The organism is Algoriphagus machipongonensis, assembly GCF_000166275.1.
GTDB lineage: Bacteria > Bacteroidota > Bacteroidia > Cytophagales > Cyclobacteriaceae > Algoriphagus > Algoriphagus machipongonensis.
In genome coordinates this window covers 2,164,191-2,176,855 of the sequence record NZ_CM001023.1, presented here as the reverse complement: position 1 = coordinate 2,176,855, position 12,665 = coordinate 2,164,191, and the positions used below count along the sequence as shown (strand labels likewise).

9 protein-coding genes are annotated in these 12,665 nt (G+C 38.2%); 2 read left to right on the top strand and 7 right to left on the bottom strand.

The window, feature by feature from the left end; translation table 11 throughout:
* Nucleotides 1-21: 21 nt before the first annotated feature.
* Both ALPR1_RS09175 and ALPR1_RS09170 read right to left on the bottom strand, forming a co-directional pair.
* Nucleotides 22-654, bottom strand: a complete 633-nt coding sequence (locus ALPR1_RS09175) for an RNA polymerase sigma factor (RefSeq protein WP_008200150.1) — start codon at nucleotides 652-654, stop codon at nucleotides 22-24.
* A 227-nt stretch (nucleotides 655-881) separates the two neighbouring features.
* Nucleotides 882-2,384, bottom strand: coding sequence for an FG-GAP repeat domain-containing protein (locus tag ALPR1_RS09170; RefSeq protein WP_008200149.1), 1,503 nt, complete (start codon nucleotides 2,382-2,384; stop codon nucleotides 882-884).
* Nucleotides 2,385-2,553: 169 nt separating this feature from the next.
* Here ALPR1_RS09170 and ALPR1_RS09165 point away from each other — a divergent pair, with 169 nt between their 5' ends.
* The gene (locus ALPR1_RS09165) at nucleotides 2,554-3,918 is read left to right on the top strand and encodes a right-handed parallel beta-helix repeat-containing protein (RefSeq protein ID WP_008200147.1); all 1,365 of its coding nucleotides are present in this window, start codon (nucleotides 2,554-2,556) and stop codon (nucleotides 3,916-3,918) included.
* A 64-nt stretch (nucleotides 3,919-3,982) separates the two neighbouring features.
* Here the strand turns inward: ALPR1_RS09165 and ALPR1_RS09160 are convergent, their stop codons facing one another.
* Both ALPR1_RS09160 and ALPR1_RS09155 read right to left on the bottom strand, forming a co-directional pair.
* The gene (locus ALPR1_RS09160; protein WP_008200146.1) at nucleotides 3,983-4,996 is read right to left on the bottom strand and encodes a sugar phosphate isomerase/epimerase family protein; all 1,014 of its coding nucleotides are present in this window, start codon (nucleotides 4,994-4,996) and stop codon (nucleotides 3,983-3,985) included.
* Nucleotides 4,997-5,000: 4 nt separating this feature from the next.
* A complete protein-coding gene (locus ALPR1_RS09155) occupies nucleotides 5,001-7,520 on the bottom strand; it encodes a PVC-type heme-binding CxxCH protein (RefSeq protein WP_161599225.1) in 2,520 nt (839 codons plus the stop codon).
* Nucleotides 7,521-8,591: 1,071 nt separating this feature from the next.
* Between ALPR1_RS09155 and ALPR1_RS09150 the strand changes: the two genes are divergently transcribed.
* A complete protein-coding gene (locus ALPR1_RS09150; RefSeq protein WP_008200142.1) occupies nucleotides 8,592-8,900 on the top strand; it encodes a hypothetical protein in 309 nt (102 codons plus the stop codon).
* A gap of 105 nt (nucleotides 8,901-9,005) precedes the next feature.
* Here the strand turns inward: ALPR1_RS09150 and ALPR1_RS09145 are convergent, their stop codons facing one another.
* The 3 genes from ALPR1_RS09145 to ALPR1_RS09130 all read right to left on the bottom strand — a co-directional run bounded on the left by ALPR1_RS09145 (nucleotide 9,006) and on the right by ALPR1_RS09130 (nucleotide 12,650).
* Complete coding sequence (locus tag ALPR1_RS09145) at nucleotides 9,006-9,995, bottom strand: polysaccharide deacetylase family protein (protein ID WP_008200140.1); 990 nt, start codon at nucleotides 9,993-9,995, stop codon at nucleotides 9,006-9,008.
* Between the two features lie 810 nt (nucleotides 9,996-10,805).
* On the bottom strand, nucleotides 10,806-11,921 hold the full coding sequence (locus tag ALPR1_RS09135; protein ID WP_008200139.1) for a hypothetical protein: 1,116 nt from the start codon (nucleotides 11,919-11,921) through the stop codon (nucleotides 10,806-10,808).
* 351 nt (nucleotides 11,922-12,272) lie between these two features.
* The gene (locus tag ALPR1_RS09130) at nucleotides 12,273-12,650 is read right to left on the bottom strand and encodes a four helix bundle protein (protein ID WP_008200138.1); all 378 of its coding nucleotides are present in this window, start codon (nucleotides 12,648-12,650) and stop codon (nucleotides 12,273-12,275) included.
* Nucleotides 12,651-12,665 lie beyond the last annotated feature (15 nt).

Here is a 12,665-nt window from a genome sequence, read left to right as displayed (position 1 = left end):
CCTCTCAAATTCCATAGGAATCTAAATAGTAGGTTTAATAAATTCTTTTAAACTGGATAAAGCCCTATAAATCAATTTTCTAGCTGACTTTACCTCATTGAAATCCATTACTTGTGCGATTTCTTTATAACTCAATTCCTCTTCATAGAATAAGAGAATTGCCTGCCTTTGCTTTGTTGTCAATTTTTTTAAAGCTTCTTGTAATTGGATTTTTCTTTGGTTCTCAGATTCTCTTTGGATAAAAGAAGTTTCAGGTGATAATTCTATTTGGAAAAATGAATCCATCTGGGAATCATCTACAAGCATCTTTGAACTTGCATTTTTTCCGTTTCTAAGAACCTCCCTTTGAATAGACCTAAGTAAATACCCTTTGATGTTAGAAACTTCACTCAGACTCCCTCTCTTTTTCCTCAGAGAAATAAAGAGGTTTTGAATGCTGTCCTGAACCAACATTTGATCTTTAGAAAATTGACAGCCAAATTGAAACAATACCCCTGCATAAGTCCTATAGAGATAATTGAAAGCCATTTCATCTCCTTTATTGAAAGAATTCCAAACTTCTAAATCAGATTTACTTTCAAATATTTTTACAACTTCTTTGTTGTACAAAGAAATTCTGGCCGAAGAAATGGTCTTTTTGGGGTTATTGGGCATTGGAAAGTATTTAGCTTCCTTTTATAGTAAGAGACAATTAATAAAAAAATGACCCCAAATTATTTTATTTTTTTTAGAATATCACCCATTAAATTTTGAAACAAATACAGAATTCAATATAAATTATTTTTTATCACCTTATAATAGAATAAAATTCTATTTTCATAATCAATTGAAGGGATTACAAATTAAAATATTGTTCTACGCAGAAAGGTGGCTCTGGAATTTTATTTCAATTGGTTTCTCAAAACAAAAAATGGGGACCAGTCTTCAGACCATAGCTCCTGCTCTTTGGAATAATTGACTCCAGGCTGGAACATAAATGAACCAGTAAGAATATCTAAATCTCCGTCTTGATCAATATCACCAGAGGATATGGTCAACCATTTTCCCAGCAAGGGGATAGGCAATCTGAAAACTGCCTTATTTTCAAGTTCCAAAGAATCAAAATATAACCAATCCACCCTTTCATTATTTCTAAAATCAGGAAAGAAAGATACTACAGCCATTTCTAAGCTTCCATCTTCATCAAAATCTTCAGCCACAAGACTCATGGCTCCCGGGATTGGGTAAAACCAATTTAATTCAAGTTGGCTATCTCCACTTCCAAAATAAATCCTGACACCATGATACGGTTTAACAATTGGCGACAAATCTGCATTGTCTCCATTTACTAAAATGATATCTGGGTATCCGTCTTTATTAACATCTTTCACCGTCAAATCACTTAAACCAAATGCAGGATGAAACTCTTCTAACAAATGATTTTCAAACCTTCCCTCCCCTTTATTTTCAATCCAATAAAGAGATTCTTTAGCTTGTCCAAAACCAGCTAGGATATCCAGATCTCCATCAAGATCCCAATCAATTTGGATGGATTTCCTACAACCTGGTAAATTGACCAACAGCTCATTACTATCAGGTGATTGTATGCTTAATGCCCCTTCAAGATTCCCAAATTCTGATACAAGCCACTTTTTATTTTCTAAAGCATTTTGAACGTAAGGCCTAAAATCAACGGGTCTATTTAAGCTATCCAGTAGTAGGCTTGAAGTTTTTGAAGAAAGGTCGTAGCTAATCAATTCCCCTTTATAATAGTCCGAAGGGTCCATCTCCCCCATGGTTAGCACTTGAATAGTAGTAGAATCAATCCCAGTTAACTGAACAGGGGTGCTTCCCACATCTACTTCTTCTTCTACAATAAAATTCTGAGTATTAAGTCCATAGATTCTATTTAATCTATCCCCTATCCAAATACGGTTTGTTAAGGAATCAAATAAGACAAATGTGCTGAGGCTAGGTCTTTTTTCATCAAGTATTGGAGTTTCTACTTCGAAGCCAGGAATCCCTGGTGAGGGAATATCTAAAGGTGGAACAGTTAGGGATGAAGGTGCATTTGCTTCATAAAAGGCAACGATTGCCTCGTATTCCTTCTCTGAACTTTCAGAGTTATTTTTAGGTAGCCAGAATTTCCATTGATCTTCCTGTTCTTCAGAAATGAGATACGGTTTCATTGCCGGCAATACACTTGTAAGCCAAGTCTTTTTGTCAAGAATACCAGGTTCAGGATATAGATGACATGATCCACATTTAGATTCCGAAAGGACCCTCCCTTTCTCAATCAAATCGCCTTCCGAAAGTGAAATTACGTTTCCCTGATCTTTCTCCTGACATGAAAAAATGAGAATATATACAACAAGCCAGTACTTAGAATTAGAAAATGGCTTCATTAAAATATAGGAGGCTTGTTGATTTCATAATATGGTTTGAAAAACCTGTTTGAGTGAGTTAAGTAACTAAAATCAAACAAGAAAAGCTTAAAGCAATGGGGTTAATAAAGGAAAATCATTCTCTTATTCTTGAGACACTTCTATTTTAAAGAATCATACTTAAGCTAAAATGACCCCAAAATCATACCTACTAATTTTACTTTCTTCTCTAACAATCCTTTTATTTCACTCTAATAGTCTAAAGGCAAACCCGAGGTCTTGGTTTGTTTCACCAGATCAGGAGCAGCAAGGAAATGGAACATTAGATCAGCCTTTTAATACCATAGAACGTGGATTATCAGAAGCAACCCCAGGAGATACTGTTTATTTGTTGGCAGGTGTATATGAATTGGAGAAAGGGCTTGTAATTGAAAAATCAGGTGAGGAAAACCAGTGGATTACTTTAAGCAACTATAAAAACCAACCTGTAATATTAGAAGGCAAAGATTATCTCTTTGATTCCGAGGGAAAGCATTTAAGCACAGATCATCATGCGGTGGTATTCATTTCAGATAGCCAATATTTCAGGATTCACGGGATTCAAGTAAGAAATAGTCACTCTCAAGGGATCATTGTCCGGGGTCCAGAAACTGCTCATATCGAAATTTCAAACTGCAAAATTGACAATACGTTTGGCTCGGGCATTGGCTTATGGTATTCAGACCATACGAAAGTTTTTGACTGTGAAATAACAGGTGCAAATAGAATGGAAATGGCCACGCCGGGGCGAAAAGTAGGTTCTGAAGCTCCTCATGAAGCTTTGACGGTAGCAGGAGCAACTAATTTTGAAATCTATCAAAATGAGATTCATCATTGCGACAAAGAAGGAATCGACGTGAAGGAAGTCAGCCAAAATGGAAAGGTTCATCATAATGTGGTACACCACCTGAAAAGGCAAGCATTCTATGTGGATGCTTGGTTTGGTGAGTTGAAGAATATAGAATTGTATGAAAATGTGGCTTATGAAAATGAATGGGGTTTTGTAATCTCGGTAGAAGGTGAAAACTCCATCGTAGACGACATTAAATTTCATCACAATCTAATCCGAGACAATAGAGGATCAGGAATCTACTTTGGCATCTGGGGAAATAACCTGATGCGAAAGAATATAGAGATCTCAAATAATACCGTGGTAAGAAATGGCAGTGCAAACCATTGGTCAGCACCCACAGGAGGGATAGATTTAAGGTCACCAAACTTTCATGATGTACTAATCAAAGACAATATTTCTTTGGGAAATTATGGGTTTGACTTGGCTATTCCATTTCCATACAACCAGGAAAATCTTGAAGAAAAGCAATTGAGCTTGATAAATAATTGGGTAGGAAAAAACATGGTTGTCGAAGAATCATCCAGCTATGGACCACTTTTCAAGGTAAATGAACCCATTGTTGGGCCGGAAATATTTCAGGATTTTCAAAACAATGACTTCAGAATAGTGAAACAAAACATCCCTGAGAAATTACAGAAAGTGCCAGTACCAGGACACAATTAACTTTGAAGGTTAAGTCTAAAATATCTTTTTATTCAATCGAAGCCTTTTCAAAATTTCGTGTTCCTTAAATGAGTGGCCATAGATCAGGCTGTTCTCTAAAGCGTTTCTTTAAATCACGCATCGTATCAACAAATAATTTACTTGATTGAAAAGGATCTCCTCCTATTGCCCAACCTTGGGAGGAAATTGGACCTTTATAGCCGAATTTTATAATATTGGCGTAGACCCAAGCCATATCAATTTCACCTTCGTCAAATCTCACAGCTGGAAAATTGGTACCGCTGAACTTTCCATTTGTGAACACCACATAATTTAATTTTTCCATGATGGGATAATCCAAAACTTCCTCCAAACCGGCAGCAGCTTTATTTGCATACCAGTGATGTGAACAAAAAGCCGGCCCGATTGAATGGGCATTAGCCCCTTCCAGAATTTTGACTTGGGACTCCGGTGTATCACAAAGCCAATGGGTATGAGGGTATAATGATCCGGTAACACCAAAACTTTTACAGGCGGCATCAAAAGCTGCAATAATCTTAAATGCCCGTTCCCAATGCCTCTCTTCCGCTTTGGCAGAACCACTTTCCTGAATAGTAGGCCCACCAAGTTCATCAGTTCCGCTTAGGGAAAGGCTCATGTAATCAATGCTATTGTTAGCGCAGGCTTCCACAGCATTTACAATTCCTTCTATCGCAGAATCAATCTGATTCGCATTTTTGTCTACTACGGTATTGGTAGTCCAATGCAATCCAAAAACCTTAAAGTCGCTCGCTTCCTTCAATTCCATAGCCTCCTTCCACAAATCGGAATCAGGATCAATCGAAACAAATTCAAACCCATCAAATCCAGCCTTTTTGGCTGATTCAAATCTGGCTTTTATGGAATAACTTCTCCTGTTTCCTGTGTGAAAATTATCAAACAATACAAGTGGATTATCTGGTATTTCTATGTTTGATGATACATAATTAGAAGCTTCTTGAGGTAGATTGCGTGCCTTTCCCAAGATTGGAATACCTGAGGCCACAGCCATCAACGATGTAGTTTTCTTAAGGAAATTCCTTCTAGGTGAATTCTTCATAATCTTAGTTCAACGTTTTTAAATAGGCAATCAAATCAATAAACTCTGCTGTAGTAAATTGATTCATTAGATTTTCAGGCATTAAAGACTTTTCTGAGGGGCCGAATTCTTTGACATTTTTAAATGTTTCGAATTCTCCATTCTGCATCATGATTTCAACTTCATTTGAACCTACATCAATCTGCCTTCCATAAACAGTTTTTCCTTCTTCAGTAACTAGATACCAACCTTGCCATTCCGGTGAAATTTCTGCCGATGGCTCTAGAATAGCACTAACCAAAAGTTTTTCATTTTTACTGCTACCTATGTTCGATAAGTCGGGACCCAATATACCTCCCCAGCCGTCCACCTGATGACAATTTGTACATTGAGATTTCTGCAATTGAAAAATCATTTTGCCTCGTCCAGGATCTCCCGAAGTAATTAATTCAGATAAATTCTCTGTTCCATTTACAGTGGATGGGGTTTCTCCTCCGCAGTTATTCCAAATGGCCTCTAATCTTTCATTCTTGTTAATTGTAGATTTTACCAAAGCAGCTATCCCTTGGTCATCTCTACATGAGCATAAATAATTGAGCGCTGTTTCCTGTATCAATTCCGAATCATCTTTCAATAAAGCTGTCATCTCTTGGCAATATGAATTGCCTTGGTAGCTTAATGCTATAATAGCATCAGATCGGATTTCATCCAAAACCTGTTCATTTTCTACCAAACTTAACATCACTGCCTCAGCTTCCTTGTTGGGTATTTTCTTAAAAGTCTGAAGTAAGGCAGCTTTTACAACAATTGGCTCATTTTGTAGGAGTACCAATAAATCCTGGACGTGTTCATAAGGTTGCTTAATATGAGGAATTGCAATACTCTTCACTTCGGCAGGGATAGCAGGATCTTTTACCAGATTAAGCACATAATCTTTGGGCAATTCCCTTTTCAATCCTCTACTATAGACTTCCTCTTTTGAAGCATAATTTTTGACATATTCGGGATCTAGATGGCCTATTGTGGCCAAGTAAGTATCAAATAATTTAGTTGGGATTTTATTCTCACGAAGTGCTTTCTCCAAATCACCTTTTAGATCCATTCTTCCCTTGGTTGCGATGTAGATCATGGTCATTTGCTGTATTTTAGGGTCTTGATCCCTCAGCAATGATTTTAATATAGTATCTGAAACTTCAAAATCAGTTTTTTGAAGCATCAATAATGCTTGCATTTGCAATTCTTTGTCCGAACCTTCCAACATAGAAATAAGATCTTCCTTTGAAATCAATTTCAACAACTGATCTCTGGCAACCGCCTGCTCAAATGGGTCTCCATTTTTCAATAGAGCCTTCATTTTATCAGGACTATCCAAATTTTCAATCCTCTGATCAAATCCATTCTTGTAAAGGACCCTATCTTCTTGAATTGGTTCTTTCTGGGAACCGGATATTTTCCAAATTTTACCCAGGCCATGATTTGGATACGCCCTCTTTACCCAATCAGTTAAATAAATATCACCTTTGGAATTTGTGGCAAAAGCTACCGGGTGAAAAGTACTATCGCCCTTGAAAAGAATTTTTGGCTCTCCATATATCCTATTTTCATCCTCAAGCAGAGGAACAGTTACGATACTATTCTCTTCCCAAATACTCACCAATAAGCTCCTAGCATAATCTTTCGGTAAATTAGAAAAAGCCGCATCAAGCAATCCAGATGGAGCTTCGCCCAAACCCGCCGAATAAGGTAAAGTGCCTGGCAATTCTCCATTCCATGCCAAAAAAGGATGAATTCCGCTTCCTCCATAAATAGACTGATATCCATAATCCCCTCCTTTTACGATTTCAAGGAGCCGGTTTGGTCCTCTACTATCAGGATCATTGTCTATCAGCATTAATTTACCTAAATGATCAAATTTCAAATCAAAAGGATTCCAAAACCCGGTGGCTACTTCTTCTAATCCTGAACCATCGAGCTTGCAGCGGAAAACATTACCTCCATCACCATACCCATTCAACTCTCTTCCATCGGATCCTTGAATTTTCCACTTCAAGCCTCCTGTATTTCCACGACTTATATAAATCCACTCATTCTGGATTGTCAATCCCAAAATTCCTGCATGGTCATAAACATTGTCTGGCTCTACCATCCGAAGCAATGTGTTTTTTACATCAGCAACACCATCTTGGTCAGTATCAGAAAAGCTAAAAACTCCATCTTTTGTAGTTAGAAAAATATGATTGTTTGGACCAGAAAATAAATTCATACCATCCATGATGCTATCGGCATAAATCTTCCAACTTTCGGGGATACCATCTCCATTGGAGTCGACACCCTTCATAATCCTATCAAATTTTGGCCCTTGGTATTCACTTAATGGCGTATGGGTATGTGATTCCAAAAAATAAATTTGATCCTCTTTGTCTATGGTAATACCTATTGGTGTGACAATATCGGGGCTTGAAGCAATCAATGAAATAGTAATTCTATCATCAAAGGATTCAGGATAAGAATCATGTTTATCATTATCCGAATCGCAGCTAATCAAGATTGTAATTGGGCAAACTAAAAAAAAGTAAAGAATTGAATGAATTGATATTCTGAATTTACCAATGCCCATATCTTATTTATTTGGTTTAAATCTATTCTCGAAACCTAAACTATTGAATTCAAAAAAAATCACCTAATACTTCTTACGAAGATAAAAGATGATTCTTTTAATTAATGAAACCCAAATTCTATTAACAAGAGGAGTTTTTTCTTAAAACAACCCCATGGTTTTTAAGAATTCTACCAAATTTTCTTCTATTGCTGTAAAATCACAGAAACTAGCCTTTTGGTAAAGACCATGGATGAATTACTGAGGTATGGGGTATGAGCCCCTCAAGGGGTCCTTGATTTCCCACAGCGCTGGCCCGGGATCGTTATTCGGAGACGTAAACGTTACGCCAGCAAGATGAAATCAACAATATCTTCTTGGTACTTTTGAAAGGTAAAAGTACCCCTGCCTACCGGAAGGCAGGCAAAACCTCTTGCCAGAGTCTATGCTTCAAATCGGTCTTTATTATGAGAATACAAATCGATTCTCGACCGATTTGATTTTTGGAGCTTGTCTGTACCTAAAAATCGACGGATCTCACTCGAAGCTCGTGAGCTAGCCGATTTTTTTAACGGTCCAAACGGCACACCAAAAACCGCATATCCCCAATGGCGAGTAGTCCAAGTGGCGTGTTTTGGACAGACCCCAACGGGGTCAAAGATTTCATTAACCTAGGGTTTTAACCCTAGGTATTAAAAGAACATCAATTCCCCAGCGCTGGCCCGAAATCGTCTTTCGGAGACAAGAACGTTACGCCAGCAAGATGTGGATGAATGATGGATAGTCCAGCTTCTGGAGAAGCAGCAAAGTATGGTAGCCCGGCTTCTGGAGAAGCAGGACAACGAAAGAAGAATATATAACCCGCCACAGTGGAAAGGCGAAAGTGAATTGGTGTTAATCAAAGAAAATAGCAACGGCTGATTTTAAAATACCAAGCTTACTTACCGTTCTAAAAAACCCTTTGATGGTCTTTCTACGTACTCATGAATAGATTGAATAAACCTAAAACATGCCAAAATCATGAAAATCATAATACCAACCGAACCTCCCATTCGTGCAGAAATCCCTAGCGATTATCCCATTCCGCCCATTGGAGAAGAGTTTTACATCCGTTTTGAAACTTATATTACCGATCCTAAGGAATGGAAAAAAGTACAAAGCATTATAGAAAAAGATGCGCTGACAGTGGAAAAGGTGGAGGATAATAAAATATACCTTTACATAGGCCAAAAAGAAGATCTGCAGGGTACTATAGAAAGTGCTGAATATATGCCCTCCATTGTTCAATATTGGGAGAAACATCCAGAAACCAGACCTGATCATATTTGAAAAACCAAGAATAGCTTTTCATCAGTGATTTCTTTGGAAGCTTATAAAATAGAAAAGCCCCGAATTAGTGTAATTCGGGGCTTTTATTTAGTTCTTATTTTAAAGCTATTCTGAAGTAATAATACTTTTTTGCTCCACGAGTTCTCCAATTCCTTTCATATGAAGGGATTGCATGCCATAAGCATCTTTCAATTTTATAAACTGGCCCAGGATCTGACCTAGTTCCTTTAAGGAGGCAATAGGATCCTTCCCAAAATTATGTGGATGCCACCAGAGATGGTATACTTCTCCATTTTTGGCTGCAAACTCCATCTCCTCCAAAATCCTGGAAAGTCTACTGGAATTCATCAAAGGGTTCCCTTTAACAATAGGTCTTAAAATTCTGGATGCCGGAATAATAAGAGGTTCATTTTCGAAAGTCTGTATTTCATCCAAGGGATAACTAGTCCTAGCCCCTACCTGAAAAAAGCAATCCGCAGACCTAAAAAACTTCTTGCTTAAATTCTCATGCTGGGTTTCCTGCCAGAACCAATTCTTCGGATTTCCACGGACATAGCGATAACCGTTCTCCACGCAGATTCCTAGGTATAATTCATTGATATGGTTACGTGGAAAGACCAGAGAATCTAATTTTACTCCAAACTTATCTTTTGCAATCTTTTGGGTGGCTATTAAATCTTCTCCAAACTGCTCGGGACTTTGACCACGCATCAAGGTGTAATAGTGTGCAAAAGAATGGGAACCTAATTCCTGCCCAGGTGTTTCAATGATCTTTTGTATCAGTTCAGGAGCAAAGTGTACTTCGGGGCGTATTCCATGTTTTTTGATCCACTCATAGGCAGAGTATTTCCTATCTCTATAAGAAGGCAAAAAGTTGGGAGAGTAAGCTTTCCATTCTTCCTCATTTTCTGCAAAAAGCATCCCTACCGTGGCCCAGGTTACCTGAATGCCTGATTCCGCAAATTTCTCCAGCATAATAGGGACCAGGTCTCGGGTATTTCTAAAGTAAGAAGGCTGATAGCTCGTTCCTACCTTATCAAATATTCCCCAGAGGAGTTCGAAATCGAGTGAGATAGTTAGGGTACCAGGATTCATTTTTATTTTATAATTTAAATAATTGTTCTAAACTCTTTAGTACTCAAAAATAGATTTTTTAATGGGCGTCATTTTATTAAAGATTTAGAGCCCATCGGGGTCAAAGTTTACTTGTTAAAAGATATAGTTTTTCAAAAGAGCTGGCCCGGGATCGTCTACCGGAGACGTAAACGTTACGCCAGCAAGAAAGAAACTAACTTTTCGGTACTTTTGAATGGCAAAATTCAATTTAATCCAACTTTTGAAGGCTCCTCCTCCGGCGGACAAGCAAAAGTTGACAAAAGCCTTCGTCGCAGCAAAGCTTCTCCCGCACAAGGCCAACAGCCTGTCCCGCGGCTGCGACAGCCCCTCGCACAGGCAAAGTGACGTTTTTTGGACAGACCCCTATGGGGGGTCAAAGCTTAATAGCCTAGGCCCCGATAGCTATCGGGGTTAACCCTAGGTAAAATGATATCGTATTTTCGCCGGCGCTGGCTCGAGATCGTCATTCGGAGACTCGAACATTTCGCCAGCAAGATGTCGATGAATGATGGTTATTACAGCTTCTGGAGAAGCAGCAAAGTATAATGGTCCAGCTTCTGGAGAAGCAGAACAACGAGAAGGTTAATGGACAGACCCCAACGGGGTCAAATATTTATAACCCGGGGTAAGGAGGAACGACGAAACCCTGGGTGAAAAGGCATAGTATTCCACCAGCGCTGGCTCGAGATCGTCATTCGGAGACGTAAACGTTACGCCAGTAAGATGTCGATGAATGATGGTTAATACAGCTTCTGGAGAAGCAGGACAACGCCGAAGGCATCCAACATTTCATCCACTCTCCGCCTCTGCCAACTCCCTATTTCGTCTCTCCTCCTCTACGATTCTATTAAAAATCTCCCCTCGTTTTTTGATGCGGTTGGTTTTTTGCCAATCCATAAATGCGACCACCACAAAGAGCATAAAGTACATGATCTGGGATTTTTGTCGAATGATTATTCCCAGATTCGACATTACAAAAGTCATGGATATAGAGATAGATATAAACACCACTGCCGACATCTTTACCATCGCTGGAGCTTGCTTGATATAGGTAATAAAATCCTTCCTGACCACCTTACTAAACATATAGATATACAAGGCATTTTCGAAGGAGATTGCAATTCCCAAAGCATTGGGAGAATCCACAAAAAGTGGTCTGAACCAAAAAGTAAACAACTTCATCGGCATACTATAAGAGTTCATATCTACCCCAGAACCTGCTGAAGAAAGTCTTTGAGCATTTAGAGCAGATTCTTCTTCAAATGAATCAATCAAATTATTTGGATCATAGCCTAGGTAAGTGATCAAATCTTCATAAACAAAAACACTCATTCCTATAGCAAAAAACACGACCAAATACTTTTGATAAATGGGTACTTTTTCTCTACCTAAGACAAATCCCACTCCCATCCCTATCAGAATTGCAAATAAAATATGGGGACGAACCATATAGGTCAAGAAGCTACCAAATGCGATATGCCAAGGTCTTTTGGCCGGCCAGGAAAGACCATATACCAAAAACCCAATGCCGGCAAAAATCACTGCACCTTTCCCTAGAGAAGCTGTCCAAAAATGCATATTGGGTAAAAACATAAAAATCGTAATAGCATCCCAGCCCTCAAATTTGGGATTGAAGCGAAGGTTTTCTTTAAAAAACAAATAAAAATAGACAAAGCCCCAAAACCCCAACCAGGTAGTAAGGAACATCATCATATCGTAATTAAAACCAAACCATCGGACAAATGGGAAAGCCATCCACTCCACGAAATCGGCCCCTTCCGCAAAGGAATCAGACCAGTTTCTCCAAGAATACTTAGCTTTATTAAAATAATTCACTGAATCTGATCGGTTGAATTGTGCATAGGTCCAATACACCAAGCCAAAGAACATATGGTACCAGAACATCTGGTTCAGCAAACCTGCTTTTACCCATTTATGCTCTCTCTGGAGATTACCCAGAATGGGTTGGCTTATGCCGAAGAGAAGGAGTATGAGGATGACGGCGCCTAACAATGTATGTCAGTTAATTGGTAAATCGGTTAATTGGTTAATTAGTAAGTCGGTAAATTGGTTAATTAGTAAGTTGGTTGATTAGTAAGTCGGTAAATCGGTAAATTGGTAAATTGGTTAATTAGTAAATCGGTAAATTGGTAAACAAGTTGAATTGTTGATCAGTAGAATGGTAGATCAGTAAATCAGTTTATTGGTAAATTTGTAAATCAGTTGAATCGTAGATTAGTGAGTCAGTTGATAAAGTTATTCTTTAGAACTTTTGTTCAAATAATTAATATAACCATTTATCAGTTTCATAGACTCTTGAGCAAGCTTTTCTATAGATTCAAATGTTTCTTTAGAGCAATATTTTTCTTCAAACGCAATTACCATGTGATCAATTATCTCAGCACAAGAACCTCTTGCTTGATAACAATATTTAATTTGATCTTTGTAGTGAAATTTCCCCCAGCCTTCTGCAATATTATTTGTGGTTGACCTAGCAGCACGGATCAATTGATCTGCTAATCTATATTTTTCTTCGTTTGGAAGCTTACTGATTACTTCAGTTTTAATAACCTCCCTAAGTTCTTTACACTTCATCCAACATTCTAATGTTCTAAAATCTGATATCGGTGGCATGGTTGGTTTTAGAGT

Coding starts and splice junctions, on each gene's coding strand:
- ALPR1_RS09160 (WP_008200146.1), bottom strand. CDS start 4,996: ATGAAGAATTCACCTAGAAGGAATTTCCTTAAGAAAACTACATCGTTG.
- ALPR1_RS09130 (WP_008200138.1), bottom strand. CDS start 12,650: ATGCCACCGATATCAGATTTTAGAACATTAGAATGTTGGATGAAGTGT.
- ALPR1_RS09165 (WP_008200147.1), top strand. CDS start 2,554: ATGACCCCAAAATCATACCTACTAATTTTACTTTCTTCTCTAACAATC.
- ALPR1_RS09170 (WP_008200149.1), bottom strand. CDS start 2,384: ATGAAGCCATTTTCTAATTCTAAGTACTGGCTTGTTGTATATATTCTC.
- ALPR1_RS09145 (WP_008200140.1), bottom strand. CDS start 9,995: ATGAATCCTGGTACCCTAACTATCTCACTCGATTTCGAACTCCTCTGG.
- ALPR1_RS09175 (WP_008200150.1), bottom strand. CDS start 654: ATGCCCAATAACCCCAAAAAGACCATTTCTTCGGCCAGAATTTCTTTG.
- ALPR1_RS09150 (WP_008200142.1), top strand. CDS start 8,592: ATGAAAATCATAATACCAACCGAACCTCCCATTCGTGCAGAAATCCCT.
- ALPR1_RS09135 (WP_008200139.1), bottom strand. CDS start 11,921: ATGTTCTGGTACCATATGTTCTTTGGCTTGGTGTATTGGACCTATGCA.